Here is a 25,561-nt window from a genome sequence, read left to right on the forward strand (position 1 = left end):
TTTCGGCGGTGCTTTCCGCTCATGAGGCGGGGGTGTGGTCGGTGGGGGTGGTCTTGCGGCGGACGGCGTGGCTGGTGGCGAGGTGCCGGTGGCAGATCGTCAGGAACGGCGGGCCCTCCGGCAGCAGCCGGGGTTCGCAGTCGGAACCGGGGGCGGTGCTGGTGCTGGTGGGGAGGGTGTGGAAGGCGTCGTGGACCGCGTTGCTCGCCTGCCAGAGGCGGGTGTGGGCGGTGGCGAGGTGACGGCCTGCGGCCGGGTGCGGGGGCCGGGTTGTCTCGGCGAGTCGGTCGAGGAGCTGGTGGAGCGCGGTGAGGTGGGCGTGGAGAGTGTCGAGGTGGGCACGGTCGGCGGGCTGGTCCGTGCCGGTGCGGCCGTGGTGGCGCAGGCCGGCGGTCGCGGCGCGCAGGTAGGGCAGGGCGTCGGGGGGTGTGGTCAAGGTGTCCTTACGGCCAGGCGGATCCGGGTTCTTCAGAAGGTGTGAATCCGTCGGGCCGGGGGCTGCAGGGGAAGAGGGGGAAGCGGGCCCGGGGATGCTTGCGGAGGTGAGGCTGGACTGCTGTGGGCCTGTTCGCGCCGCAGGTCGATGAACGTCCCGGGGGTGGGGAAGTGCGGGGTGGCTCGCCTCGGGCACGACCACGATGTCGGGCCCGTAGTGTGAGACGTCATTGAAAATGCCTATGAGTGCGACAGTTTGGGCAGCTTCGTGCCGACGAGATCGGTAAGCGTGCCTGGTGGCGGCGGCTCATCTCCTGGAGCTGGCCGGTCAGGTTGCGGATCTCGGCGGCCAGCAGGTTGTCCGGCGGGGTCACAGAGCGATCCGGGCAAGGGGGAGGGCGCCGGTGGTCAGGGCGTCGGGCTGCTGGTAGTCCAGGCGCCGCAGGTCGACCTGGGCGGATCCGGCCGCGGTTTCGATCTGCGCGCACGCCGCGTCGAGCAGGGCGTCGGTCTCGGCGGAGACGGTGAGCAGGCCGGTCAGGTCGACATCGGCGTGCCCGGCGATGAGCTGCCGCTCGCGGGCCTTGGCGTCGGCGTATTCGACGCTGTCGGCCTCGGAGTCGACCATGCCCCGCCGACGTCGCTCGTTCGCGTCGGCGATGATCGTGGCCTTGGTGCGCTGGACGTCACGCAGCGCGGCCTCCAACTTCTGCGGCACGTATATAAGGGAGAGGGACCGGCGCACACCGGCGGAGAACATCAGCCCGTGCAGGAACCCGGGGGAGGTCTCGGTGCGGGGCCAGTTCTCGATCCAGTAGGTGGCGTGCCGGGCGCTGTCGGTGATCACGCGGTCGTGTTCCTCGACCTGGACGACGGGCCCGGCGGCAGCCGGGTCGGCCTCGGCCTTCCCGGACTCCGACCACTGCTGCAGCCGGGAGAGCGCGGCGGGGTCGTAGGTGGTGCGGATCACGGCGGCGATCTCGTTTGCGGTGAGCCAGCCGCTCACGGTCAGCCCGGCGGACCGCACGGCCTGGGCGACGGAGGCCGTGGTCTGCTCCAGCACGGTGAACGCCCCCGGAAGGCCCCCGCCCGCCTGCGAGATGAGGCGCCTGGCAGCGCGGAGGTCGAGGGAGATCGCGAGGTACGCCTCGTGCGGGGCGGCGGCCGGTCCGGCGGCTGCGACGAGGTCCGCGTACACCTGCCCGGCGACGGGGGTGTCGGGGTGGCCGTGCTGGGTCCAGTGGCGGGTGAGGGTGTCGCCGGAGTCGGGGACGGTGCGCTCCAGGACCTGGATCGCCGAGATGTGTCCGTTGCGGGAGATGCTGGCGAGCGCTCGTCCCCAGCCGGTGACGTTGGCGTTCTGGGTGGCGGGGTCGAGGAGGGCGAAGGCCCGGCTGGAGACGCGGGCGATGGCGGTGAGGGTGCGGCGGTGCGGGTCGTAGACGGCCGCCGCCTTGGACCCGTGCGGGGTGACGACGCGCAGGCTGGCGCTGGTGCCGGGGAGGTGGAGGATGCCGTCCTGGCGGGGGCGCGAAACGGGCTTGGCGAGCCACAGGGTCTGGCCGCTGCGGCGCCGGTGGGCGTAGCGCAGGACGATCGGCGCCCAGTCGATCAGGGACCGTCCGCGGCGGCGGAGCAGGACGAGGGTGGCGACCGCTGCCCACAGCGGGGCGAGGGCTGCGGCGCCGGTCAGGCCGGTGGTCACCACGGTGACCATGAGCAGGGCGAGCGCGGCGGAGGTGAGCAGGAGCTGGGGGAGGGACAGGCCGAGGAGGATCCCGCGCCTGGACCGGTGTGGAAACTTGACCGTGAGCGGGGTGATGGTGTCAGACAAGAGGGAGACCGTTCCGGAAGCGCGGGGTGGGTGTCGGGAGTGGGGTGGCGGGCCGGGCAGGACACCGCCAGGGGTGGTGTCCTGCCCGGCACGGAGGGGGCAGGGTCAGTCGCCGGTGGGCGACGGCCCGCTGGGACCAGAGGGCGCGGGGCTGGTGCCGGATACCGGGCGGGCGGCGCCGTCCGGTGCGGGCGGAGCGCCCTGCGGGGGCGGCGCGGACCCCGCGGGGGGCAGGGTCGACCAGCCGATGCGCGGGTCCGGGGCGGATTCAGCCGATCCGGCAGCGGACTGCGGGCCGGGCGGATTGGAGCCGCCGGTCCCGTCCTGCCCGCTCTCGCTGGTGGCGGACCGCACGGACTTCTCCAGGCTCTGGACCGCGGCGTCGGCCACCGGCGACACACCGGTTCCACCGTGACCGCCGCCGTCCTGCCTGCGGTTGTCTCCACCACCGGGCTTGCCGCTAGTGGACACGGAGGAGGAGGCGATGTCACCTGGGAACTGCCCGGGTACGGCCTCCGGACCCTGCGGAGCGGCACCCCCGGCTCCCGCCCCGCCAGCCGCTGCTCCGGCTCCGCCGGACGCTGCGGCTGCTGCCTTCCGCGCAGCCTGCTCGGCATGCTGGCGGGCGACCTGGGCGCCGGCTCCACCGGCGCGGTGGATGGACTCGCCGTCCGTGCCCTCGGCTGCCCAGTGCACAAACTTGAACGTCGCGTACGGGCTGAGCAGAACGAGGGCCATGATGACGATGCCGGCCATGACATCGGCGAGGGCGGCGATGCCGTCCTCGGGGTCGGGGTTGCCCATGGCGGAAGCGCCGAGGAGGAAGATCACCGTCATCAGCAGCTTGGAGACGATGAGGGTGGCGGTGGCCTCGATCCAGCCGCGGCGCCACCTGCGGGTCGCCTCCCAGCCGCCGCCGGCCGCCGCGAACACGGCCAGGGTTACGAGGACGAGGATGCCGACCTTGCGGACCATCATGACGCACCAGTACAGGAACGCTCCGATGGCGGCCCCGAGCGCGGCGAAGGTCGGAACGAGCCAGCCGAGTCCGGACAGTGCTCCGATTTGGCTGACCTTGACCATGCGGCGGACGGAGTCCTCGACCGAGGTGTTCGCTGCCTTGAACAATCCGTCGCTCAGCGCGTCGACGACTTCGATGGCGACTGTGGTCAGGGCGATGGCGACGAACGCGAAGAGCACGCCGCTGGCCGTGCCGGTGAATGCTTGGCTGAGGGCCTGGCCGTCGCGCTTCATCGCGGCCCGGACGAGCTGGGCGCAGAAAGTGCCGACCAGTACGACCAGGCCGATGGGCAGCAACAGTTCGTAGTTGTCGCGGAACCAACCGGCATTCAGGTCGATCGAGGTGGTGGCGTTGACCGCGTCGGCCGCGAGTTCGGCAGCGGCGGCGGCGAGTTCACCGGAGCTCTTGGCGATCCAGTTGCCGATACCTTCGGTGATGGCTTTGCCGGGGTCAGCGACGAAGTCGATCGCGTCGGCGGCGTCGCAGATTTTGCCCGCGACGGGGATGGAGCAGAAGTCCACTGAACCGGGACCTCCTTATCTATGCAGGTCAGTGGCTAGGGGGCGACGCGGGGAGCCATCGACACGAGGCCGCAGATCGTGGAGGGCCGGCACTGGACGGCGAGGGTGACCGCGCGGTCCTCCGCGCCGCCCCCGCCGTCCTTCCAGCGGATCGTCTGCTTGCCGGTGACGGTGACGGCGTAGATGTACGCCTCGGTCAGCGCGGCCGGGTCCTCGGCCAGCGCCTGCTTGAACGCCGACGGGAACTTCGCGTCCGTGACGGTGGCGGTGGCGTGCTGGGCGTTGTCCCGCATCCGAGACCACAGCACCGGATCCGGAACCTGCGATTGCACCGCGGTCCAGTCGGTGTACTTCGTCTCCGGGGACATCCAGGCGTGCATCCCGGCGAGCTGCTGGTCCCGGCCGGTGGACCGGGCGTCGTATGACCAGAGCATCGCCGCGGCGGCCTTGCCGTACGCGAGCGGATCATCGAGCCGGGGCGGCTTGGCCACCGATCCCGTCCCCGGCGACGACGGGGTCGTGCCCAGGCGGTCCTTCGCGGCCGGGGCACTGCTCGCTGGAGCGGCGGGGGCGTTGGTACGGCGCTGGTCCCGGTCACCGGTGGCCCAGGCGACGAGGCCGGCGACCGCGACCAGCAGCGTGATCACGATGGTGACGGCGGCGATGCGCCGGTTGGCCGACCAGTCGGCGGTATGGCGGTGGAGCGCGGAGGTGCGGGAACGTTTCATGTCAGTTGACCTGCGTCCCCAGCGCGCTGAAGAACTGGACGATGCCGTTGGCGGCGCCGAGGCCGAGCGCCGCGCCGGCGCTCACGAGGGCGCCCTTCTTGCCGTTGGCCTCGGCCTGGTGGCCGCCGGAGTGGTGGCCCCAGGCCCACACTCCGAGGGAGACGGCCAGGGCGCCGACGACGGCGATGATGCCGAACATGTTGATGCTGCTCACGACGTCGCGGAGGACGTCGAGACCGGGCAGGCCGCCGCCCTTGGGGGTGATGCCGGGGTCGAAGGCGAGGAGGTGGGTACGGTCCATGGGCGTGGTGGAACTCCTTGCGTACACAGGCGCGCGGGCCTGCGGAAATACGGGAAAAGGCAGAGCGGAACGGGGGATCAGCCGAGGGGCCGAAGAGGGGGAGAGGGCGTCAGAGGACGCGGCGCACGGCGAGGACCTTGGTGTCCTTCACCGGCTCGATGCGGACCACGGTCCCGGTGCGCGGGGCGTTGATCAGCAGTCCGGAGCCCATGTAGAGGCTGACGTGCTCGGGCACGGCGGCCGTGCCGCGGGAGAAGATCAGGTCACCGGGCTTCAGCGCCTTCGCGGAGACCGCCTTGCCCTCCTTGACCTGCGTGTATGTGGTGCGGGTCAGGGTGATGTCGGCGGCGGCGTACGCCTGCTGGGTGAGGCTGGAGCAGTCGCATCGGCCCATCGGGTCCGGGCCGCGCGGGTCCGTGCAGGTCCCGCCCCACTGGTAGGGGGTGCCGAGCTGGCCCATCGCCCAGCGGATCGCCTTCTGCACCCGCGGATCGGCGTCCTTCGGGATCTCATACCCCGCCGGCACCGTGCCGGGCGGGATCTGCCCGAACTCGGCCCCGTCCTCGCCGGGCACGCATCCGGAAGCGGGGCTGTCCCCGTCCGGCGCGGTTGCGCCCTCGGGCAGGATGGCGACGATCGCCGTCTGCAGGGCGCGGGAGAGCGGCTCCCACTGCGCGTAGGCGTCCGGGAAGCCGGAGAGCTGGACGGCCTGGGCGGCCTGGGTGATCGTCATCGACTCCCACCCCGGCACCTTCAGCAGCCCCTCGTAGAACTTCGTCGACGCGTAGACGGGGTCGCGGACCTGCTCGGGCGTGCCCCAGCCCTGACTTGGACGCTGCTGGAACAGGCCGAGCGAATCGCGGTCGCCGTAGTTCAAATTCCGGAGGCGGGACTCCTGGAGTGCGGTGGCCAGCGCGACGACTTGCCCTCGCTCGGGCACCTTCATGGAGATGCCGGTGGCGACGATGGTCTTGGCGTGGGGGATCTGCTCGTCGGGCAGTTCCAGGCCCTCGATGCGGATGTCGGCGTCGGCGCCCTCACCGTTGAGGATCGCGGCGACCTGCTGGGCCACCGCGGCGGTGTCGACATCCGAACCGGGTACGCAGGAGGCGGCGTTGAGGGCGGCGCCGCTGCCGGCCGCGGCGACGACGGCGACACCGGCGATCAGGAGAGGGGAGAGGCAGAAGACGCCGATGGCGGCGGCTGCGCCCTTCACCCGGTGCCGCCTCCCGTGGAGCGGTCGGTCGCCGGTGGCCGGATGCCCGGCGGTTCAGGGCATGGGTGTGTCACGGATGGTCCTTCAGGTGAGGTCCGGCCGTCTCGTGCCCGCGTCAGCGGTGGGAAGGGGGAGGCGGCCGGTGATGGGCGAAATCGGGGCTTGCACGGACGGTGCGAGTTGCCGCTCGCAGCCCCCGCCGAGGCGGGGATCAGACGTGTGGGGACACGAAGCCTCCGTGGACAGGGAAAGGGGTGGGGTGGGGCAGCAGCGGTGTTCGCCGGCCCGGTTCCAAAACAGTAAACGCCGATCCCCGGTTGGCGAAATAGTTCCTCCACCGAGCCCGCCGACGATGGATCCGGTTCAGCGGCGATAGCGGTCAACCGGGGATCGTGCCCTAGAGTTTTTGGTACTCCCCTCGCACGTCCACCTCCACGGGCTCTGCGGGCTTCACCCTGCCGATACATCGCCCGTGGACTCCTTTGCGATGCCGAGGCGGATTCCCCCAAACCTGTTCCCGACCGAATCCGGGGTCCCCTTTTGCCTTTTTCCCTCCACCAGGGCGACGCCCTGACCGTCCTCTCCGGCCTGCCGGACGACTGCGTCGACTCCGTCATCACCGACCCGCCGTACAACTCCGGCGGGCGCACCGCGAAGGAACGCACGTCCCGCACCGCGCGCCAGAAGTACACCTCCGCTGACGCCGGGCACAGCCTGCCGGACTTCACCGGCGAGAACATGGACCAACGCAGCTACGGCTTCTGGCTCACGCAGATCATGACCGAGGCCCACCGCCTCACGAAGGTCGGCGGCACGGCGCTGCTGTTCACCGACTGGCGTCAGATGCCGGTCACGACGGACGCGATTCAGGCGGCCGGCTGGCTGTGGCGCGGTGTCCTGGCCTGGCACAAGCCGCAGGCCAGGCCCCAGAAGGGTCGCTTCACCCAGAACTGCGAGTTCATCATCTGGGCCAGCAACGGCGCGATCGACGCTGCCCGGAACCCCGTCTACCTCCCTGGCCTGTACTCGGCATCGCAGCCGTCGGGCAAGGACCGCAAGCACATCACGCAGAAGCCCGTTTCGGTGATGCGTGAGCTGGTGCAAATCTGCCCGGACGGCGGGACGGTGCTCGACTTCTGCGCCGGTTCCGGCTCCACGGGGGTCGCGGCCCTGCTGGAGGGCCGCGACTTCATTGGTGTCGAGAAGACGAAGCACTACGCGCAGATCGCTTCCGACCGGCTCACCGAGACCCTGGTGCAGACCCGTGCCCAGGACGAATTCGTCCTCTCTGCCTGACAGGCCGGCCGTACGGCACGGGCCGGCCTGCCCTCACTGGGGTCTGCCCGTGCCGCACGCGTCGGCCTTATAGCAGCCGATCCCCGGCTGGCGAAATCGGGGATTCCCCGGACCGTTGAAACCGCATTCTCTTCCCAGTGTTTGCGGTGTCAAGGAGACCTGAATTCTTGTCTGACCCCATAGATCCCCTCGATGAGGGAGAGATGGAGCCGATACGGCTCCCAGATACCGGCATGGAGAGCATCGAGGCGAGCGTCCGGAAACTCCTGGACCGCACCGCTGAGCAGGCGAAGCAGCTCGACAGCCTCTCCGCCGGCCCCGTTGGCGACCCCGTCCTTGGCCGCGGCCCGTCGCCGTTCGCCGGGTTTGGCCTGCCCGCCGGCTTTCCGGGGATGCCCGGCATGCCCCCGCCGCCACCCCCGCCCCCGGACCCCAAGCCGATCCTGGAGCTGGGCGGCGAGGCTCTCGAAGACGAGCTGGATGCCTTGACCGACTGGGTCGATGGGTTCCTCCTGCCCGCCTACGGGGCGGAGGTCACCACCGCCGCGCCGTGGTGCGAGCGGTGGCAGGAGCACCAGGACGTTACCGCCTGGCTGCATGCCCTGTGGATGGCCTACCAGCAGCACAAGGACGCCGAAGCCGGACTGTCCGGGATGCTGGTGTGGCACCGGGATTTCCTCACCCACGCCATGGCCGCCGTACGGGCGCCCGGCGGGCCGCTGTCGGCCTGCATGACGGATCCGGACCGGCCCTCACACCGGCTGCTGCCCGGCCCGAAGCCCTCCGCCCGCACCCCGCGGTCTGTCCCCGGGCCATCGGGTGAGCCAGGGGACGATTCGTGACCGGGTCGCCGTCCGGGCTCAGCCTCGACCCCCGAGTACTGGCGGACCTGCTGGCCGCCTCCGATGCCGTGCGCGATCGGGCGCTCACCCGGTTGACGGAGCTGACCACCGTGGCGCTGCCCGGCGGTACTTCTCTTCCCGGCGAGCTGGCCGGTTTCCGCGAACTGCCCCTGGGCGACGGCGCCCCGTGGCGTCTCGTCTACGCCCAGCGTCCGGCGCCGCCCGCCGCGGTTCACCGCACCGAGGTCCATGTGGTGGCCGTACGGCCTAGCGGACCCCATCTGCACGAAACGGCCCGCGCCCGGCTCGGTCTCACCCGCCCGGTCAGCGCCATGGCCCACGCCTCCCGGAGCTCCTCCCCCCAACTCCCAAGCCAGCAGCACCTGGTGCTCCCTCCGCGCCCTGTCTCTCTGGCGCGGCCGGGACTTCCCCAACCCGCCCCCTCCCCGAAGGGACCCCTTCGTTGACGACCTTCCCCACCGATTTCGACCGTGCCGCAGCCGTCCTGCTGGAGACCGAGCTCCCTCCGGAGCTGCCCCGCCACCGGGCGATCCTCGACACCCACCTCGATGTTCAGCAGATGGACGCGCTGATCTTCGGTCCCGACAGCCCCGCCCTGGACGACAGCCTCACCGTCGACCAGCAGATCAAGCGGCTCACCGACCTCCTTGCCGAACGGCTCACCGCAGGGCGTGAACTGGCCCGCCTGCTCTCCGCCGGCTCCTGCGCCTGCACGTGCCCGACCGACATCGGCACCGGTGACCGTTCCGACGAGCGGCTTCAGGGGACGGAGTTCGCGTTCGTCTCCGGCAGCCGGGTGCCGCCCCCCGGGGTCCTACACGCGGTGCTCGGGATCTTCGCCGAGTTCGGAGATCCCGATGCCCTCGCCTCCGCCGACCTGGTGGCCGCACTGCGCACCCTGCCCGGCACCGCCGAGGGCCGCTGGCGCTACGCCGAGTTGACCCCCGCCCGACTTGCTCGGCTCCTTGCCCCGTACGAGGTCCAGTCCCGCGATATCACCCTCCCCGACGGCCGCCGCCGCAAGTCCTACCGGCTGTCGGCGCTCCTGGCCGCCGCAGACCGGTGACCCGCAACGATCCCGGCACGAGGACCTCTGCCTGTACCACGGTGAAGAGGGCCCTCACCGATCTCGACCACCGGATCGAAGCCGCTACGGGCCGCAGCGTCGACACCCTGTGGGACCAGCGGGACCGCAGCCTGCTCGACGAGCCGCTCGCCGCCCTGGTGGACGCCCATCGTGCCCTCGCCCAGGCCGTGACCGGCGTCACCTTCTACCGTGTGCTGCTGCACCGGCTGGCGAGCGGTGAGTACCCGGTCGACGGAGCACTGCTGGAACGCATCGACCGCACCGTCGGCCAACTGGAGAAGGCGGTCGCCCAGCGCGACGGTCTGCGGACGACGGTGCTGGCCGCGCTGGAGACCGTCGAAGCCGCCGCCCGCACGACGCCGTCCGTCACCGCGGTGGAGCTGTCGCCGCAGGACCAGGCCGCGCTGCTGGCCATCGCCCAGGGCGCCAGGCTCCGCGAGCATCTCCTGACTCAGCGGGTGTCGGTGGTCACGGCGTCCGGCACCCGGATCGGATCCGAGACCTTCCGGCGCCTGGAAGCGGACGGTTTCGTCGAGCGCGACACCTCCCACCCGCTCCACGCCGGACAGCCCGTCTCCCTCACCGGCGCTGGCCGCGCGGCCCTGTCCGCCCCTCGCCCCCGGGTGGTGCCGTCCACGGCGTACGCCCAGCGGGCGGGCGCCTGGCCCACCCCGGCGTCCCGCTCCCGCCACTGACAGTGAGGATGTAGATGGCACCGCTTGGGGGTCTGACCCGGCCACTGACTGACGCTCCGGCTGTCCTTCGGATGAACCGTCGACCGTCCGGGCGGTGCCACTACGCACTGCGCCGGTCGGGAGCTTGTGACCTCATAGGAGCCCGGCCAAAGGTCCCGTCACTGTCTTGTCCTGCTGCCCGACCGGCGTGTGCCACCCCGGCATGTCACACCGAAGGGCAGCAGCAACCAGCATGACAGACGAGATAGCGGTGGTCGGCGGCGTCAACACCCACACCGACTTCCACCAGGCCGCCGTGATCGACTCCATCGGCCGGCACCTGGCCACCGAGTCGTTCCCCACCACACCCAACGGCTACCAGCGGCTGTTCGACTGGCTGCGCTCGCACGGCGACGTCATGGCGGTCGGTGTCGAGGGCACCGGAGCCTACGGTGCCGAACTCGCCCGCTTCCTGCGGACGAACCAGGTCACCGTGGTCGACGTCGACCGTCCCGACCGCCGGGCCCGCAGGGCCAACGGCAAGTCCGACCCCGTCGACGCCTACGCCGCCGCGACCGCAGTGCTCTCAGGCCGCGCCGGTGGAACACCGAAGACCCGCGACGGCATCGTGGAAGCCATCCGCTGCCTGCGGGTCGTGCGCCGGTCAGCCGTCAAGTCCCGCACCCAGACGATGAACCAGATCCGGGGCCTGATCATCACCGCGCCGAGCGATGTCCGCGAACGACTGCGGGAACTGTCCGCCTCCCAGCTGATCACACACCTCGCACGCTCCCGACCGGGCACAGATGCCTCCGACCCCGCCAACGCGGTCAGGACCGCCCTTCGCCGCCTCGCCCGCCGTCACCAGTACCTCACCGGGGAGATCACCGATGCGAACGCCGAGCTCGGACCACTGGTCGCCCAGGCAGCGCCCGAGCTGGTCGCGCTGCCCGGAGTCGGCACCGAGACCGCGGCCCAGCTCCTCATCACCGCCGGCGACAACCCCGACCGGCTGAAGTCCGAGGGGTCCTTCGCACACCTGTGCGCGGCAGCCCCGGTCCAGGCCAGCTCGGGCCGCACGAACCGGCACCGTCTCAACCGCGGCGGCGACCGCCAGGCCAACAACGCGCTCCACATGATCGCACTTGTGCGCATGCGCTACGACGCCCGCACCCAGGACTACGTCGCCCGGCGCACCGCCCAAGGCATGTCCAAGAAGGACATCCTGCGCTGCCTCAAACGCTTCATCGCCCGCGAGGTCTACAAGCACCTCGCCCGCCAATCCACCACACCGAAACCACTCCTTCAGACCGCTTGACGATCTATAGGAGTCAGCCGTTCACCTGCGGATGACGCCTCGCGGGCGTGAAAATCGGTACGGGGGCTGTCCGCCGACGCCGATCGATGTTTGGGCTGTGAGCCCGCATAGGAGTCTGGTGAGGGAGTCGTCCGAGGGGCCGCACACTGTCGCCTTGAGCACGCCGATCAGCCTTTCCGTTCCCCTCAGGCTCCCCGGGCAGCCCCCGCCCGCGCCAGCGCAACAGAGGGGTACGTCATGGAGGAGTTGAGAGAGGACCACGACGACGGAACGGTCGCCAGGGTCGCGGCGATCGACATCGCGAAGGCGTCCGGGATGGTCTGCCTGCGTGTCCCGCACGACACCGTCGAGGGCCGGCGCATCCAGCAGGTCTGGAATGTCGCCTCGACCACCACCGCGATCCTGGAACTCGGAGACCGGCTGGTCTGCCAGGGCGTCGAGCGGGTGGTGATGGAGGCGACGGGCAACTACTGGCGCCCGTTCTTCTACCTGTTGGAAGCCCGCGGCCTGGACTGCTGGCTCGTGAACGCGCGGGATGTGAAGAACGTCCCCGGACGTCCCAAGACCGACAAGCTCGATGCGGTCTGGCTGGCCAAGCTCGGCGAACGCGGCATGGTCCGTGCCTCGTTCGTGCCACCCAAGCCGGTCCGGCATCTGCGGGACTTCACCCGCACCCGCACCGTGTTCGTCCAGGAACGCACCCGGCACAAGCACCGCGTGGACAAGGCTCTGCAGGACGCGCAGATCAAACTGTCCGGGGCCGTCTCGGACCTGTTCGGCCTGTCGGGGCGGGCCATGATGGACGCGATGGTCGCCGGCGAACGCAACCCCCGTGCCCTCGCCGAGCTCGCCCGGGGCAGTCTCGTCAAGAAGAAGACGGCCCTGGCCGAGGCTCTGACGGGGCAGTTCGAGGACCATCACGCACGGCTGCTCGGGGTGCTGCTGGCCAGCGTCGACCATCTGACCGCCCAGATCCGCGAACTCGACCAGCTCATCGCCGAGACATTGGAGGAGATCACCACACCGCCAGGCGCCACGGGCACCGAGGGCAAGCCGGCCACCGCGGTAAGCGCACAGGTCCTGGCCGAGCGCCTGGACGCCGTTCCGGGCATCGGACCGACCACCGCGCAGATCATCCTCGCCGAGATCGGCGCGGACATGAGCCGCTTCCCCACCCCCGAACACCTGGTCTCGTGGGCGAAGCTATGTCCCCGCGCCATCCAGTCCGGGGCGAAGAACACCGCGGGCCCGGCCGGGAAGGGCAACCCCTGGCTCAAGGGCGCCCTCGGCGAGGCCGCCAACGCTGCCGCCCGCACCGACACCTTCCTGGGCGCACGCTACCGCCGCATCGTCAAACGCCGCGGCCACGCCAAAGCCCTGGTCGCCGTCGCCCGCTCGATACTCGTCATCGCCTGGCACCTGATCAACGACCCCGCCGCCTCCTACCAGGAGCTCGGCTCCGACTGGCACCGGCGCCATCTCGACCCCGCCCGCAAGACCCGCGACCTCGTCCGCCAGCTCCAGGCCCTCGGCCACCAGGTCGCCCTCACCCCAACATCAGCCTGACCGCCCAACCCACCGACATCCGGTCCGCAAGCGGACCGGATGCTGCCGCCTGCCCATCCGCAGGTGGATTTTCCGTTCAGCTTCACCTGGAATGCCCATTCCCCACGCCGTTGACTTCCGCCTCGACGACTTCGAGGCGGCCACCGATCAGGTCGATGAAGCCTTCTGGAAGCACATCGACATTCACGAAACCGACTTCACCGGGCTTGCCGAGCATCACACCGAGGACGGACAGCACAGCTACTACGTCCTCCATGACGGCTCCGTCACCTGGGGCATCCCCGGCGAGCCACAGATCGTCGCCCTGCACATCCAGCGGGACACCGACGCGAAGGTCTTCCGCTTCCAGCACACGACCGTGCCGCTGCCCGCGATGGCGCAGTCCTGGCTGATCGCCCGCGGCTGCCCCAAGGAGCGCATCCGCCGTCCCCCGGACACCGGGGCGGCGTCTGCTGACGACACCACCCGCGCCCTGGAGGAGCGCCTCATGGCCGATGGAGACCACTTTGCCCTCCTCGCCAGCTACACCCACGACACCTCCGACACCCCGGAGATCACCGTGCTGCTCCGTGCGGTCGACGAGAGCGAGCCGTTGCCGTTCCGGGTCCTGCTGGAGCGCGTCGACACCACGGCCTGGACGCACACCCTCCGCGAAGGCGGCTTCAGCACTTTCGAGGACGCCACCGCCTGGTGGGAGGCCCACTGGGACGGAGAAGCACCGGCACTTCCCGCTCTCCCCACCAGGCTCAGCAGCCTCGGGGCTCTGCCCGCCGTCCCGACGCCGGCCGCGCCGCCCCCGGGCCGAATCCACTGACCACGCCCGCCTGTTCGTCCTGCACCGCCCACGGGTGGGCGCAAGGTAGCAGCACTTTCCCGGTTCGTGAAACCGGGGATTCTCCGGACTCTTGAGATTGCCCGAACAGCATCCCGTAAGGGCCGCTTTCCCTATGTACTCGTCCAGGCCGGAGGGCAAATTCCCCATGCGAACACGACACATCACCGTCACCGCCGCCGTCATCGGCGCCCTCGCCCTGCCACTGCCTTCCGTCCCTGCCGCCCAGGCCGCAGCCCCCTCAACGGCTCCCACCGCTTCACGGCCCTGTGAACGGCCCGGACCGTGGGTGATCGGCACGAAGGCAGTCACCATCCGATCCAAGGCCACCACCAAGTCGACGGCTCTCGGAATCCTCTACAACGGGCAGCGATTCACGGTCCACAAAACCAGCGGGAATTGGCACCAGATCACCAACAAGGCCACCGGTGTCAAGGGCTGGGTGAGCGGGACATACGTCTACCGCGACGTCCGCATGTGCCTCAACTGACCCCTGTCCCACCGCGAATTCCGCCCGTCCTCCTTCCACCGGAACTATTTGGAGAGGAACTTCGTGTCCGATGAACACGACGACGTGATGCGCGTCCTCACCGGGCAGATCGAGGAACGCTTCGGAATGAGTGTGCCCTCGCTGCGGCGCGCGGTCGCCTTCGCACCGCACGCCAGCCCGTCGGCGGTAGAGGTCGTGCGCTGGCACGGCCTCCTGACCACCGCGCAGAGCGCGCTGGAGCGGGCCGAGGACGCGCTCGTCGGCGTTCTCGACACCGCGCCCGGTGACCTTTCGGAGGACCACGACCGCATCATGTTCTTCGCCAACCGGGTCAACGAAGCCGTCCAGATCCGGGACGGCCGCGCGAAGGTCCTGACCTTCCTCCTCGATCCCAACGCGCCGAGCGGGTCCGACCCCACGGTCTGGCGCGGTGCCGTTCCCGCGCACCGCCAGGGCAAGCCCGCGCTCCCGACCGCCGCCCCGGGTCTTCCCTCAGCGCCGTCGGCACCGGCGAGGCGAGGGGCGGCCCGATGAGCGTGACCGAGCGGCCCAGCAGCCAGCACCCGGCGCTCGAAGCCGCATTCGGAGCACCGGTCCACCAGCTCTACGCCACCGCCACCGGGCCCGGTGCGTCCGCCGCACTGCGGCGGGCCCTGGAACTGCGGTCGTTTCTGGTCGTGGCGGAGGAGCAGGTGGCCTGGGTCCGCGACCGTGTCCATGCGGCCACCGACCCCGGCCTCCACCAAGACACTCTGTCCGCGGACGTACTCCGGAGAGAGGCCGAGTGGCTCCAGGCCGCCGTGGAGGCCCGCGCCGGCTACCGCACCGCCCTGGACAGCCTGCTGCGCGCCATGCCCCAGCCCGGCCCGGCGGCCGAGGTAAAGAAGGTTCAGTTCAACCAGCCGCGGATCATTATGGCCCTGCCGCCCGCAGCCCCGGCACCCGCACGAAGCGATGAAGCGACGGCGGGCCGGCCGTGAAGATGCACGAGCCCGATCCGACCGCCGCCACCATCGCCGCCCGCATCGAGGACCTGTACGGGCAGCCGCTCGGCGTGCTCGAAGCCCACTCCGCCGCCGCCCCTCACAACAGCATGCTGACCGCGCTCATCGGCAGTCTGACCGATCTCCAGCTCGCCGAGCGCAGCATCACCTTCCACCGCGACCGCCTGCTGCAGCTTGCGCATCCTGAGCGCTCGATCGGCTGCTTCGACGCAGGCCACCTGCTCGACAATGCCCGCCGCATCAGCGAAGCCGTCGCCGTACGCGACGCCCTCGCCAAGACCCTCAGCGCCGCCCTGCAGAGCCTGCACCGCGTCCCCGCCCCGGCGACGGAAACACCACCCGCAGTACCGGCTCCACCGCCACTGCCCGTTCCCTCCGCGCCGACGCGCTGATCCCCGCCCCCTCTTGTTCCTGGAGTAACCCGCCTTGGCCTCTACCGGTCTGTCCCCCGCTGTTCGCACCGATCTGGCGCGCGTCACCGAGTCCCTGTCCATGCTCACCCCGCGCTGGAACGTCCAGCTCCTCCTCGTCCTCTCGGACAAGCCGCTGCGCTACACGGAGATCAAGCAGCGGATGCCGTGGCTGGCCGACGGCCAGCTCCACCCCAAGCTCCGCCAGCTCACCGATACCGGTCTGGTCGCCCGCACCGAGCACGGTGTCCGTCACGTCACCTACGGGCTGACCAGCCGCGGGACCGACCTGATACCGGTCCTGACCGCCATCGCTACCTGGGCCGACACCCACCTGGAGAAGGAACCCGTATCCGCTTCCGGGTCGGAGGCGTTCCGACGGGCCCGTGACGTCGAGGACACGCTCGTGCTGATCGCTGCCCGGCACGCCACCCCGATTCTGTGGACCCTCCAGGTCTGCGGCACCGCCACTGTCACCACGGTGGCCGGCGAGGCGATGCCCGGCTACGGCCTCAGCTCCGTCTACCCCAAGCTCCGGCAGCTCGTCGCCGACGGACTCGTCGACGTCGCCGACGGAACCTCCTCCTACCAGCTCACCGCATCAGGGCGCGCCCTCGCCCCGGTCTACGGAGCGATCACCGCGTGGGCGGCCGGACGCCCCCTCGCCGAGGCCGCCGCCCATCCGCTCTGGGGACAGCCCCCGGCCCCGTCCCAGCAGTCCGGCACCTGGGCCAGCACCCAGACCCGGCTCTCGGCCCCCGCCATCCCGACCACATGGCGCGCCGGCGAACTCTTCTCCCACAAGCTCCCTGCCCGCGCGCTCGCGGGCGCACCGGCAGGAGGCCCGCGCCGATGACCACCACCCACACCCTGGACCGCGAACAGCCCGCCCGCACCGCCGCACTCCTGTCCCACCCGGGCCTGATCCGGCTGATCACCGAAATCGACGACCACGGACCCGTTCCAACCGCCCTCGTCCGGGCCTTCCCGGACCTGCCCCGCCACCAGCTCCGCCACGCCCGCGACACCGCCCGCGACCTCGGACTCATCAACACCGACCACCACACCTACCGGCTGACCGACCGCGGCACCGACCTTGCGGAGCTGTACGACCAGGCAGCCCGCTGGGCCCGCGCCCACGACTACCCCGCCCGCGACTCCTCCTTCGTCACCCGCGTCCAGAGCACCCTCGACTACCTCGCCCAGATTGCCCGCAACGGCGAGACAGCGGCATCCGGGACCGGTCCCCTCCTGGACGCCCTGCTTCGGTTGGCCCGGACGAACCCGTGCTCCGCCACCCCGTCGCTGCCCGAGGCCGCGTGACCCTCTGCCCCGAAGTCCGCAGACGCCCTTCCTCAGCCCGGATGTGCCCATGACCGACTACGACGAGGTGTACGTCAGCCCTCGCCACCTCGCCGGATCGACCGCCATCGGCGATCCGGGCCTCCAGCCCGCCCTCGACGCCGGCTGGACCATCAGCCACGACGATGCCGGCAACGCCTACCTGCCGTCCCCGGACCAGCGGATCCGCATCGGCTACCTGCCCGAAGGCGACGACGACGCCCTGTGGAAGATCGCCGCCTACCAGCAGCCGTTCGCCAAGCCCCGATGGGCCGCGGCCTTCAGCTCGGACTGCCCCACCGAGTTCGTCACCGCCTTCACCACCGAACTCGTCCCCCTCCACGAACCCGAAGGGGACAAGTTCCTCACCGGCGGCATCGGCTATCGGCTCCACCCCGTCTCAACCGTGCTGCAGCCCCTCCTGGACGCCGGGTGGACCCTGGCCACGAACTTCCACCCCACGCGTCCGGAGCTACGCGCGCCCGACGGCCTCGCGGGAGCCTGGTTCGACCGCGGCAACCTTGACCCCGACGACGAACTGACCACCAACACGACGCGCTGGGGAATGTGGGGCGGCCCACCCCGAGCCCGCTGGCACGCCGTCTTCTCCACCCACACCCCCACCCGGCTCATCACCGCCACCGCCGCGGCGGTCGCCGACCCGGCACCCGTCCTGCGCTGGCCCGGAGAACTCTCCCGAATGACCCGAGAACGCGCGACCATCACACCAGTGCGCCCTCCGGCGCCCACCCCGCTGGACATGGCCCGCTCTCGCCGACCCGCCCCCACCCTGCAGACGGTCAGCGTTCCCCGGTGGACCACCAGCACCCCCTCCGCTCCCCTGCCCGGCCCCTTTCGGCCCGCATCCCGACGCTGACCCCGTCCCTCGCCACCCGTCCTGGAGTTCATCCTTGCCCCTGCACGCCGAGCAGTTCTTCACCAGCGTCCTTCCTCACCAGCTCGACGGATCCGTCATTGGGGAAGCGTTCTACGCTCAGGTCCCTGACCAGGGGATCCGGCTCCGGATCGACTTCTACGAGACGATCCACCAGCACACCTACGGCGGCCTGCGACTCTCGGCGATCCACCCCGACCAGGGGCAGCTCGACGCCGTCACCCTGTCCTTCGCCGACCACGGCACCTTCCGCGCCCGCGACCTCCGCACCGGCACCCGGCCCGGCACCAGCGGATACGCCACGATCCGCGACTTCCCCCACGACGAAGAACACCGCCCCTGGCAGGGCGGCGACTTCACCACCCTCGCCGACGCGGTCCACCGCTACGCCCGCATCTGGGGCATCCCCGCCCCCGCCGGCCGCAAGGCCCCGCGCGCCACGGCGCCAGCCCCCGCCGCCTCACGGGTCCGGGGAAGCGCAGCCCGTGCTCGATAGCTCCCTCCGCGAGCTCCACGCGCACGGTATCCGGCCCCACGTCACCGGCCACCGCCCCGGCACACCACCCTGGACACAGGCCACCTTCACCCTCGGCCACGTCGCGGTCCGCCTGTTCGACCACCACATGCCCGCCCACACCACGGTGGAGATGCACCAGCTCCCCGTACGACATGTCCCGGCAGCCCTGAACGCCGTCGGCGTCACCCCAGATCCCGGACTGCTGCCCTTCCCGGGGCTGCCGGAGGACTACGAGGGCGAGGCCGCGCGGTGGCTCGCCGGGCAGATGGGCGACGCCATAGGGATGGTCAGCAAGTGGCCCGTTCCCGGCACGGAGAACGACGCGGACCCCGCGTGGTACACCCGCGAGCTGTCCACCTGCTGGTCCGGCTCCGCCTGGGCGCTCGTCGAGCTGGCCGCGCCGTCCATGGATGCTCCGTGCATCCTGCGGATCCACCAGCTCACCGACATCGAGGCCCACGCCGTCATCACGGCCATCGTCCGCACCACGACCCCCAAGACCCCGCAGACATCCACTGGCCCGGCCCAGGTACCGCCGAGGACCGCGGCCGAGGTCAGATCCGCACCCGGCCCCAGGTGACCTCGATGACCGGACACGGGCCGAGCTCGGTCCCCTGCGTCCGCCGTCGAACCGCACCACCAACTTTTCCCTGATGAGGAGCACCCTCCCTTTGCACGCACCCCTCACCTGCGGCGTCCGCCGACCTCTCGCCGTGGCGGTCGCCGCCGCCGTCGCCGGAACCCTCGCCACCGGCACCCCCGCCGTCGCGGCCGACCGGTTCGGACCCGGCTACAGTTCCCCGTCAAGTTCATCTGTTCAGGCATGTCCCCCTTCTGAGGGCTGTTGCGCCAGCGTGTCGCGGGGCTTTGAGGGGGGCTCGAGCGAGAGCGAGCCGGCGGGAGCCGGAGCGGGGTTTATCCGATCTAATCGAACATGTGAGTGAATCTCGATAGGATGCCTTACGATCGGATGCGGCGCCATCGGGTCGGCAGCCCATCAAGCCCGAGCATTGCGGTGCTGCTCCCGGCCGCACTAGGGTCGTTGCAGCGATCTTGGTCTGATGAGAGCCCCTCGGCTCTAGCCCAATCGTGAGGGCTGCTGTGTGATTTTCCGTGTCCTCGCACAGGGTGGCTCGGTTAAGGCCTATGTTGCCGAACGACCTAGACGGGGCTTCTCGGAGGGCGGGGAGGTGCAGTCGCGCCTGAGGGTGGTGACGTGCCTCTGGCGCGAGTTAGGGCCCCTCGCGGGGCAGGTCTACGGGTGAGGACGGGATTGAGTCATGGCGGTTGCGGCGCGAGGACCAGTCGATGTGCTCTCGAAGTCGGTCCCGTCGGGCACGCTGATTCCGCAAGAGTCAAAGTTGCAGGCTGTGAACGCCTTCGGCGTGCAGGCCGTCGTCGCCTATCGACGCGATGCGGTCGAGTGCCAGAGGCGCGCAGTTGCAGGTATGTCTCCGCTGACCCGGCCAGATGTGCTGGATCTCCTCATGGGGCTACCCGAGGGTGAGGCTGTTCCTATCAGTGCTTTGAGCGGGCCTGAGCGGCGTGCGCTCAAGGCGGCACCAAAGGGCGCGGTCATCCAAAGCAACCGGACCGTAACTAGGCAGGCTGTCCAGCCCCTGCGGGTTGATCTTGCCATCGTGCCCGGCAGGGGGTGGGAGTCGGCAATGGAGAAGGCGGAGTTCTTTACCCCGTTCTGTGCGCGTGCGGTACTTGTCGAACGCCCCTTGCGTCGCAAGGATGACGCGATGCTGCAGGCGGACTTCTACGGCATCGGCCTCTTGGTTCTGGTTGGCAATGAGCTGGACGTCCTGGTTCCGCCCCGGCCTTTCGTGAAGCGCCGCCACACTGTTGCTGGCTGGAAATTCCTCGAAGACTTGTACGCCCAGCTGGCGTAGTGAAGCGTGGCGGCCGCGTGAAAACGTCTCTGGTAAGTGGCCCGAGCGGCCACGCTAGGAAGCAGGCAGCGTCGCCCATGCCGACAGGGGCGGCGGAGGCTGGAAGCCCCTCTTCGCAGAGAGCCCGATGCGCTGGTTCTCGAGCGGGTAGCGGTTGATGGCAGCTGCACACTTCTCCTGCCACCAGGTCTTCCGCTTTGGACCGGCTTCGTGGCTGGCCATCTCGCCGACCCACGTGCTCCAGGTCAGGATGTTGTGGTCCTCAGCCTCGACGCGTGTCTCGCCATCGGTCTTGAAGAAGCGGTCGAGTCCACGCCCGTTGCAGACCTCGCAGAGGCACGTCGCCGGCTCCGCGTTCGCGTAGCGGTTCGCGAGCGACTCGGCACCTTTGAAGCACATGAGCTCCGGCATCAAGACGCTTGGGTACACGGGGCCGTTTGGCTTGCTGACCTTGGCTCGCTCGCCGGGTGCCACGCTGTGTCGCACGGAGCTTGTGACGCCGATGCCGGCGCAGAGGGCACCGTGGACCATCGCATCGAGGGCTGCCAGGTCTGTCCGCAGCAGCATCATGCCCTCGACCTCGGAGATCACGCGGCGGAGGTTTGCGGGGATGACCTTGGCGTGCTGCAGCGGATCGAACTGGCCGACCAGTACGAGGGCCTTTGGCTGGTTGATGCGCTGGCACGCGGCGATGAGCTGGCCGACGCGCTCATTGCTGAGCCACGTGACGTCGACAGGTACAGTCACGACCGTGTCGACGCGCTCGATGCGTTGTGCGGCGCGGATCACCGCTTTCAGCGGCTTGGAGGCCCCGGGTGCGATGTACCCCGTGGGTGTCAGGGCGGCGCTTGCCCCTGCTGCCTTTTGGAAGCCGAGCGTGTCATCGAGGGTCGCGAACATCTGGTCTTGCGGCAGGAGGAACGGCTCGTCCTCGGTCGCCGTGTGGGTCGTGTACGGGGCGCTGTCGATCAGCATGGTGCCGGTGAAGCCCGCCTCGGTCCGAAGCTTGAAGGCGCGGGTCTCGGCGTTGTCTCCAGTCATCACTACGCCACCGAGGTCGTTGTCGATTGCGTTGCGCTGGCGCGGGATGAAGCGTGAGTGCTCGTGCAGCAACACGCGCCCCGCCAGGATCGGAGTTGCAGGGACGCTGGCATCGAGTACCCGCAGAGCAGGCGGGCGCTGTCCGAAGGGTGCGGGGTTGCTCAAGAGTTCACCTCACAGGTGGGCCGGAGTCGCAACGGCCCCGGACGAAGAGGAAGCGCACAAGTAGATCTCGTGGAACTCCTCGTGACCCAGGCCTGCCAGTTGAGCTGCATGGGTCGGATCGAGGTGGTGCTGTTGCTCGAGCCGGGTTACGACCTGAGCGATGTAGTGCGGGGTCTCGCGCTGAACAGTGACGGGTTCGACGGTGCGGTAGCCGAGCGCCGACATTTCGACCATAAGGTTGCGGTACTGCCACTCGCTGACGACTCCGAGAGAGAGTGCCCGCCTGATGAGCGCGGCCATGGAAACGCCCCACCTGGCCTTCAGCTCCATCAGTCTCTGCAAGTCAACGCCCGGCTTCAGCTCGGGGAGGATCGCGTCATGTGGCATGAGGAACTCGGCCGCAAAGCGGTCGGCCTGCTGTTCCTGGAGGCGCCCCTCTCCGGGTTCCCTGTGCATCGTGACGTGCCCAAGCTCGTGCGCCAGGCTGAAGCGGAAGCGGTCACCTGGCGCAGTCGAGTTGAGCAGGAAGAGTGGTGGGCTACCAGCCGGCCACTGGCTGACGGCATCGAGATCTGCCGTTCCCAAGTCCCGGACGACCACCGACGCGCCGGCGGCCTCTATCACCGACACGAGGTCGTCGATGGGCCCGCCGCTGATGTCCCACTCTTCACGCAGTGTGGCAGCCGCATCCTCGGGGGTGTCCAGGTCGTCAACCTCGATATGCCGGAACCCGTGGTTGCCGAGGTCCGTGAGCCGCGCCGTGAGTGACTCAACCTGCAGGCGGGTCAACGCCAGTGTCGCGTGGATGCGGCGGAGGCTCGTGGCCCCCATCGAGGCGCGCTTCCGGTGATGGACCAACCCAACGCCTACGCCGTGAGTGTCAGTGGTGCGGCATAGCATTTCAGGCGTGTATCCGAGAGCTTCCGCGTACAGAGCGAGGCGATCGTCTTTCACCTGCAGGCGGCCAGCTTCGGCTCGGCTCACGTACCCCTGGGAGACCCGGTTGGCGCCATCAAGTCGCGACATCGCTGCTGCAAGGTCTGCTTGCGTCATCCCTCGGGACTCCCGAGCCAGAGCAAGCATGGCGGGTACGGCCACCAGGTCCTCGTGAGCTTCCATCGGCCACCCTCCCATCCTCAGGCTCCTCGCCCAGTATACACACGATCATTCCTCGTCCTAGTGCTCCAAAATATTCCGAACTCGATGCAGTGCGTGAGTGCCTGACACAGTGGCAGCGCGATGGTGGCTCGTCCCGATGGCGCAGGACAGAGTGGGACCACTAGTCGACAGGTGCTGTGCACCCAGGCGGAGCAGGCATGCTCCGACCGCACTCCTGTGGCCCGTGGTGCCCCGATGAGTGGGAGATCTACAAGCCCCGCATGCGTAAGCCGTGCGAAGTGCTATGAATTGGCCGCGGTGAAGCGGGAGTCTGATCTCCCGACAAGATCACGGGGCGGAGGGGTGGCGTGGCATTTAAGCGAGGGCAGTCGGACTCGGTCGGCGTTCCGAGCGATCCGGAGCAGCTGTACCGGCTGCTGGCACGGGGGAACCGTGGACCGGCGTCTGTCTGGGGGCACCAGTCGAAGGTCATGGAGCACTGGCACAAGGAGTTCCGCGACAAGAGTGACGTCGCGCTTGAGCTACCGACCGGCGCGGGCAAGACCCTTGTCGGCGGTCTGATCTCCGAGTATCTGCGACGGGCGGAAGGGCGGCGAGTCGCATACCTGTGTCCCACGCGGCAGCTGGCTGTACAGACGGCGCGGAAGCTGGACGACTACGGTATCCCGTCGTCGCTTCTGATCGGCCAGTCGAAGGACTGGGACCAAGTCGACCTCACGCGCTTTCAGGCCGGGGGCTCGATCGCCGTTAGCACTTACAGCCACGTCTTCAACTCGCGGCCGAGGATCGATGCCGCCGACGTATTGATCCTTGACGATGCCCATGCGGCCGAGGGCTACGTTGCCAAGCCGTGGAGCCTGCGGATCAGCCGACGCTCCCACGCGAGCGCGTACAAGGATGTGCTTGCAGCTCTGAGCTCCGCCCTGGACCCTCTCCTGCTACCGCACCTGCGGTCCGAGAATCCCGGGGACCACTACCGAGCGGGGATCTACCTGGCCTCTCCCGTGGCCGTGGCTGCCCAGGCTAACCACGTGGAATCAGTCATCCGGGATGCTGTTGCTCACCGCAAGGTCAGCGACGACGCCACGTACGCCTGGAAGTTTCTCGAGACTCACATGGCCGACTGCATGGCGTACGTGTCGTACCGCGAGATCCTCATCCGCCCACTCATCGCCCCTACGTTCCAGCACGAGGCATTCAACAGTCCAAAGCAGCGCATCTATATGAGCGCCACGTTGGGGGCCGGTGGAGAGCTCGAGCGCGCATTCGGGCGGCCTAGGATCCATCGCATTCCGGTGCCTGCAGGCTGGGACAAGGAAGGCACCGGGCGGAGGTTCTTCGTCTTCCCGGAGATCGCCCGGGACCTGGCCTCGGATCCGGCGGCAGTCGCGCCGTTCGTTCGGCGAGTCATCAAACAGGCGGGACGCGCCGTCGTACTGACCCCTGAGACCCGAGTGGCCGACAAGTTCTGCGAGCAATACCTGCCGGAGAACTACCGCACCTTCACCGCGCAGCAGGTCGAGGACGACCTCGGCGCCTTCACCTCGCAACCTGCGGCCGCGCTCGTTCTGACGAACCGCTACGACGGAGTAGACCTCCCGGATGACGACTGCCGACTGGTGGTGTTCAATGGCCTGCCGGCCAAGGGCGACCTTCAGGAGCGCTTCCTCCATGAGTCTGTCGGCGCCGATGAAGTGCTCCGCGAACGCATCCGTGCACGCATCCAGCAAGGTGCCGGCCGGGCGACACGCAACCTTCGCGATCACGCTGCAGTTCTCGTTCTCGGCCGCAGCCTGACGTCTTATCTAGCCCGCCAGGACATCCAGGCATCGATGCACCCCGAAATCCATGCTGAGCTGGAGGTCGGAGTCGATGCATCACTCGGCCAGTCCTCGGACGACGTGTGGAGCAACCTGGCGATCTTCAACGACCAGGGCCCTGATTGGCAGGGGGTCGAAGAGGACATCGTCCGAAACCGAGAAACCTATGACCGGCAGGACGGGCCAGGTGCCGCAGCCCTCCAGAAAGCAGTCCGTAGCGAGGTCGCGGCTGCTAACGCACTCTGGTCCAAAGACCACCAGTTCGCGCTCGCCTCGATCAAGAGCGTGACTGACCAGCTGCGCAACGCTCAGACGCCGAAGCGGTACAGCTCGCTGTGGAGCTACCTAGGTTTCTGCGTGGCCCACCGTCTGGCTGAGACCACCGGGGAGGCGCAGTTCCAGCAGACTGCAGCCAGCTACTTCAGAGAAGCGCGGCGGAACAGCATCGGCGCAACGTGGTTCGACCGCGTCGCGCCAGTCGCCGCCCCTCTCGCGGCTGCGGTGGAAGGACTCGATCCGACGGACGAAGCAGCCATGAACACCATCCTGGCTGCGAAGGACCTGTGGCTTCCTGAAGCCTTCCAAGCGGCACTATCGAGCAGAGCGGGACTCCAGCAGACTGAGCCGGACCCGTACGAGGACGGCCTGGTCTACCTCGGGCGCCTTGCTGGCGCCAGTAAGAGCTATGGAGATCCTCGCGACGGCAGTGCCGCCAAGCCGGATGCCGTGTGGGTCTTTGACAGTGCCCGGTGGGTCGTCTGGGAAGCGAAGAACCAAGCAATGGAAACCGGCGAGATCGGTGCCGACCAGGCTCGGCAAGCTGGCGGCCACCGACGAACCACGGAGAAGAGAGAAGGCGCCGTGGCGCCAGGAGACTCCATCTGCGTCCTAGCCTCCCCCAAGAAGAAGGTGCACGACGGCGCGTACAACGTTGCCGAAGAGAACCTCTACTGGGTACGGCCGCCTCAAGTTCTTGCGCTGTTCGACACGCTCACGCGTGCCTGGCAGGATGCGCGGGCCCGTGGCCTGGGCATGACGAGTGCCACCGAACTAGCGGCGGTGTTCCGGGAGCACCAAGCGCTGCCCTCTCAGTGGCTCCTCACGCTCCGACAACATCCTCTGTGGCGTACGCCGGAAGACTAGTAGATTGTCGCAGCTTAGTTTCGGTG

Annotated in this window: 27 protein-coding genes; 19 read left to right on the plus strand and 8 right to left on the minus strand. The window is 69.3% G+C overall.

Annotated features, from left to right (window positions below; translation table 11 throughout):
- Positions 1 to 19 precede the first annotated feature (19 nt).
- The 6 genes from ACIBCM_RS32145 to ACIBCM_RS32170 all read right to left on the minus strand — a co-directional run bounded on the left by ACIBCM_RS32145 (position 20) and on the right by ACIBCM_RS32170 (position 6,056).
- A complete protein-coding gene (locus ACIBCM_RS32145) occupies positions 20 to 436 on the minus strand; it encodes a DUF6238 family protein (protein WP_399249461.1) in 417 nt (138 codons plus the stop codon).
- Positions 437 to 805: 369 nt separating this feature from the next.
- Positions 806 to 2,269: an SCO6880 family protein gene (locus ACIBCM_RS32150; RefSeq protein WP_399249463.1), complete on the minus strand. Its 1,464-nt coding sequence runs from the start codon at positions 2,267 to 2,269 to the stop codon at positions 806 to 808.
- A 105-nt stretch (positions 2,270 to 2,374) separates the two neighbouring features.
- Positions 2,375 to 3,811 (minus strand): ATP-binding protein, encoded by a 1,437-nt coding sequence (locus ACIBCM_RS32155; protein WP_399249465.1) that lies wholly within the window; start codon positions 3,809 to 3,811, stop codon positions 2,375 to 2,377.
- Between the two features lie 35 nt (positions 3,812 to 3,846).
- On the minus strand, positions 3,847 to 4,539 hold the full coding sequence (locus ACIBCM_RS32160) for a hypothetical protein (RefSeq protein ID WP_399249466.1): 693 nt from the start codon (positions 4,537 to 4,539) through the stop codon (positions 3,847 to 3,849).
- A gap of 1 nt (position 4,540) precedes the next feature.
- Complete coding sequence (locus ACIBCM_RS32165) at positions 4,541 to 4,840, minus strand: DUF6112 family protein (protein WP_389269035.1); 300 nt, start codon at positions 4,838 to 4,840, stop codon at positions 4,541 to 4,543.
- Positions 4,841 to 4,949: 109 nt separating this feature from the next.
- A complete protein-coding gene (locus ACIBCM_RS32170; protein WP_399249468.1) occupies positions 4,950 to 6,056 on the minus strand; it encodes a C40 family peptidase in 1,107 nt (368 codons plus the stop codon).
- A 540-nt stretch (positions 6,057 to 6,596) separates the two neighbouring features.
- Here ACIBCM_RS32170 and ACIBCM_RS32175 point away from each other — a divergent pair.
- The 18 genes from ACIBCM_RS32175 (at position 6,597) to ACIBCM_RS32260 (ending at position 20,247) form a co-directional block, all read left to right on the plus strand.
- Positions 6,597 to 7,352: a DNA-methyltransferase gene (locus ACIBCM_RS32175; RefSeq protein WP_399249469.1), complete on the plus strand. Its 756-nt coding sequence runs from the start codon at positions 6,597 to 6,599 to the stop codon at positions 7,350 to 7,352.
- A 203-nt stretch (positions 7,353 to 7,555) separates the two neighbouring features.
- Positions 7,556 to 8,194 carry a DUF4913 domain-containing protein gene (locus tag ACIBCM_RS32180; protein ID WP_399249518.1) on the plus strand — a complete coding sequence of 213 codons (639 nt, stop codon included), beginning with the start codon at positions 7,556 to 7,558 and terminating at the stop codon, positions 8,192 to 8,194.
- Positions 8,191 to 8,661 (plus strand): hypothetical protein, encoded by a 471-nt coding sequence (locus ACIBCM_RS32185; protein ID WP_399249471.1) that lies wholly within the window; start codon positions 8,191 to 8,193, stop codon positions 8,659 to 8,661. Before ACIBCM_RS32180 ends, ACIBCM_RS32185 begins: the two co-directional genes overlap by 4 nt.
- A complete protein-coding gene (locus ACIBCM_RS32190; RefSeq protein ID WP_399249473.1) occupies positions 8,658 to 9,281 on the plus strand; it encodes a DUF3631 domain-containing protein in 624 nt (207 codons plus the stop codon). The genes ACIBCM_RS32185 and ACIBCM_RS32190 overlap by 4 nt, the downstream gene beginning before the upstream one ends.
- Positions 9,282 to 9,322: 41 nt before the next feature.
- Positions 9,323 to 9,997 (plus strand): hypothetical protein, encoded by a 675-nt coding sequence (locus ACIBCM_RS32195; protein ID WP_399249474.1) that lies wholly within the window; start codon positions 9,323 to 9,325, stop codon positions 9,995 to 9,997.
- A gap of 232 nt (positions 9,998 to 10,229) precedes the next feature.
- Entirely contained in the window at positions 10,230 to 11,294 is a 1,065-nt protein-coding gene (locus tag ACIBCM_RS32200) for an IS110 family transposase (RefSeq protein ID WP_399249476.1), read from the plus strand.
- Positions 11,295 to 11,531: 237 nt separating this feature from the next.
- Positions 11,532 to 12,860 (plus strand): IS110 family transposase, encoded by a 1,329-nt coding sequence (locus tag ACIBCM_RS32205; protein ID WP_399249478.1) that lies wholly within the window; start codon positions 11,532 to 11,534, stop codon positions 12,858 to 12,860.
- Positions 12,861 to 12,951: 91 nt separating this feature from the next.
- On the plus strand, positions 12,952 to 13,674 hold the full coding sequence (locus tag ACIBCM_RS32210) for a hypothetical protein (RefSeq protein ID WP_399249480.1): 723 nt from the start codon (positions 12,952 to 12,954) through the stop codon (positions 13,672 to 13,674).
- A 166-nt stretch (positions 13,675 to 13,840) separates the two neighbouring features.
- Positions 13,841 to 14,182 (plus strand): SH3 domain-containing protein, encoded by a 342-nt coding sequence (locus ACIBCM_RS32215; protein WP_399249481.1) that lies wholly within the window; start codon positions 13,841 to 13,843, stop codon positions 14,180 to 14,182.
- Positions 14,183 to 14,245: 63 nt separating this feature from the next.
- Positions 14,246 to 14,716, plus strand: a complete 471-nt coding sequence (locus tag ACIBCM_RS32220; RefSeq protein WP_399249483.1) for a hypothetical protein — start codon at positions 14,246 to 14,248, stop codon at positions 14,714 to 14,716.
- Positions 14,713 to 15,162 (plus strand): hypothetical protein, encoded by a 450-nt coding sequence (locus ACIBCM_RS32225; protein ID WP_399249485.1) that lies wholly within the window; start codon positions 14,713 to 14,715, stop codon positions 15,160 to 15,162. Before ACIBCM_RS32220 ends, ACIBCM_RS32225 begins: the two co-directional genes overlap by 4 nt.
- Before the next feature lie 2 nt (positions 15,163 to 15,164).
- Complete coding sequence (locus tag ACIBCM_RS32230; RefSeq protein WP_399249519.1) at positions 15,165 to 15,578, plus strand: hypothetical protein; 414 nt, start codon at positions 15,165 to 15,167, stop codon at positions 15,576 to 15,578.
- Positions 15,579 to 15,612: 34 nt separating this feature from the next.
- Positions 15,613 to 16,452, plus strand: coding sequence for a winged helix-turn-helix transcriptional regulator (locus tag ACIBCM_RS32235; RefSeq protein ID WP_399249487.1), 840 nt, complete (start codon positions 15,613 to 15,615; stop codon positions 16,450 to 16,452).
- Positions 16,449 to 16,919 carry a hypothetical protein gene (locus tag ACIBCM_RS32240; RefSeq protein WP_399249489.1) on the plus strand — a complete coding sequence of 157 codons (471 nt, stop codon included), beginning with the start codon at positions 16,449 to 16,451 and terminating at the stop codon, positions 16,917 to 16,919. Before ACIBCM_RS32235 ends, ACIBCM_RS32240 begins: the two co-directional genes overlap by 4 nt.
- A gap of 49 nt (positions 16,920 to 16,968) precedes the next feature.
- Positions 16,969 to 17,814: a DUF317 domain-containing protein gene (locus tag ACIBCM_RS32245; RefSeq protein ID WP_399249491.1), complete on the plus strand. Its 846-nt coding sequence runs from the start codon at positions 16,969 to 16,971 to the stop codon at positions 17,812 to 17,814.
- A 34-nt stretch (positions 17,815 to 17,848) separates the two neighbouring features.
- On the plus strand, positions 17,849 to 18,328 hold the full coding sequence (locus ACIBCM_RS32250; RefSeq protein WP_399249493.1) for a hypothetical protein: 480 nt from the start codon (positions 17,849 to 17,851) through the stop codon (positions 18,326 to 18,328).
- Entirely contained in the window at positions 18,318 to 18,929 is a 612-nt protein-coding gene (locus ACIBCM_RS32255; RefSeq protein ID WP_399249495.1) for a hypothetical protein, read from the plus strand. The genes ACIBCM_RS32250 and ACIBCM_RS32255 overlap by 11 nt, the downstream gene beginning before the upstream one ends.
- Positions 18,930 to 19,659: 730 nt before the next feature.
- Positions 19,660 to 20,247, plus strand: a complete 588-nt coding sequence (locus ACIBCM_RS32260; protein ID WP_399249497.1) for a hypothetical protein — start codon at positions 19,660 to 19,662, stop codon at positions 20,245 to 20,247.
- A 54-nt stretch (positions 20,248 to 20,301) separates the two neighbouring features.
- On the opposite strand, the gene ACIBCM_RS32265 is transcribed toward ACIBCM_RS32260, so the two are convergent.
- Positions 20,302 to 21,453 carry a hypothetical protein gene (locus ACIBCM_RS32265; protein ID WP_399249499.1) on the minus strand — a complete coding sequence of 384 codons (1,152 nt, stop codon included), beginning with the start codon at positions 21,451 to 21,453 and terminating at the stop codon, positions 20,302 to 20,304.
- Positions 21,454 to 21,462: 9 nt separating this feature from the next.
- On the minus strand, positions 21,463 to 22,587 hold the full coding sequence (locus ACIBCM_RS32270) for an ImmA/IrrE family metallo-endopeptidase (protein WP_399249501.1): 1,125 nt from the start codon (positions 22,585 to 22,587) through the stop codon (positions 21,463 to 21,465).
- Between the two features lie 332 nt (positions 22,588 to 22,919).
- On the opposite strand from ACIBCM_RS32270, the gene ACIBCM_RS32275 reads away from it, so the two are divergent.
- Positions 22,920 to 25,535: a DEAD/DEAH box helicase gene (locus ACIBCM_RS32275; protein ID WP_399249503.1), complete on the plus strand. Its 2,616-nt coding sequence runs from the start codon at positions 22,920 to 22,922 to the stop codon at positions 25,533 to 25,535.
- Positions 25,536 to 25,561: the final 26 nt, after the last annotated feature.

The sequence above is a fragment of the Streptomyces sp. NPDC051018 genome (assembly GCF_044456085.1).
Taxonomy (GTDB): Bacteria; Actinomycetota; Actinomycetes; order Streptomycetales; family Streptomycetaceae; genus Streptomyces.

Bases quoted from the DNA above. Each gene is read 5' to 3' on its own strand.
- ACIBCM_RS32230 (WP_399249519.1), top strand. From the start codon at position 15,165: ATGCACGAGCCCGATCCGACCGCCGCCACCATCGCCGCCCGCATCGAG.
- ACIBCM_RS32270 (WP_399249501.1), bottom strand. From the start codon at position 22,587: ATGGGAGGGTGGCCGATGGAAGCTCACGAGGACCTGGTGGCCGTACCC.
- ACIBCM_RS32240 (WP_399249489.1), top strand. From the start codon at position 16,449: ATGACCACCACCCACACCCTGGACCGCGAACAGCCCGCCCGCACCGCC.
- ACIBCM_RS32245 (WP_399249491.1), top strand. From the start codon at position 16,969: ATGACCGACTACGACGAGGTGTACGTCAGCCCTCGCCACCTCGCCGGA.
- ACIBCM_RS32160 (WP_399249466.1), bottom strand. From the start codon at position 4,539: ATGAAACGTTCCCGCACCTCCGCGCTCCACCGCCATACCGCCGACTGG.
- ACIBCM_RS32180 (WP_399249518.1), top strand. From the start codon at position 7,556: ATGGAGCCGATACGGCTCCCAGATACCGGCATGGAGAGCATCGAGGCG.
- ACIBCM_RS32200 (WP_399249476.1), top strand. From the start codon at position 10,230: ATGACAGACGAGATAGCGGTGGTCGGCGGCGTCAACACCCACACCGAC.
- ACIBCM_RS32225 (WP_399249485.1), top strand. From the start codon at position 14,713: ATGAGCGTGACCGAGCGGCCCAGCAGCCAGCACCCGGCGCTCGAAGCC.
- ACIBCM_RS32215 (WP_399249481.1), top strand. From the start codon at position 13,841: ATGCGAACACGACACATCACCGTCACCGCCGCCGTCATCGGCGCCCTC.
- ACIBCM_RS32210 (WP_399249480.1), top strand. From the start codon at position 12,952: ATGCCCATTCCCCACGCCGTTGACTTCCGCCTCGACGACTTCGAGGCG.
- ACIBCM_RS32165 (WP_389269035.1), bottom strand. From the start codon at position 4,840: ATGGACCGTACCCACCTCCTCGCCTTCGACCCCGGCATCACCCCCAAG.
- ACIBCM_RS32205 (WP_399249478.1), top strand. From the start codon at position 11,532: ATGGAGGAGTTGAGAGAGGACCACGACGACGGAACGGTCGCCAGGGTC.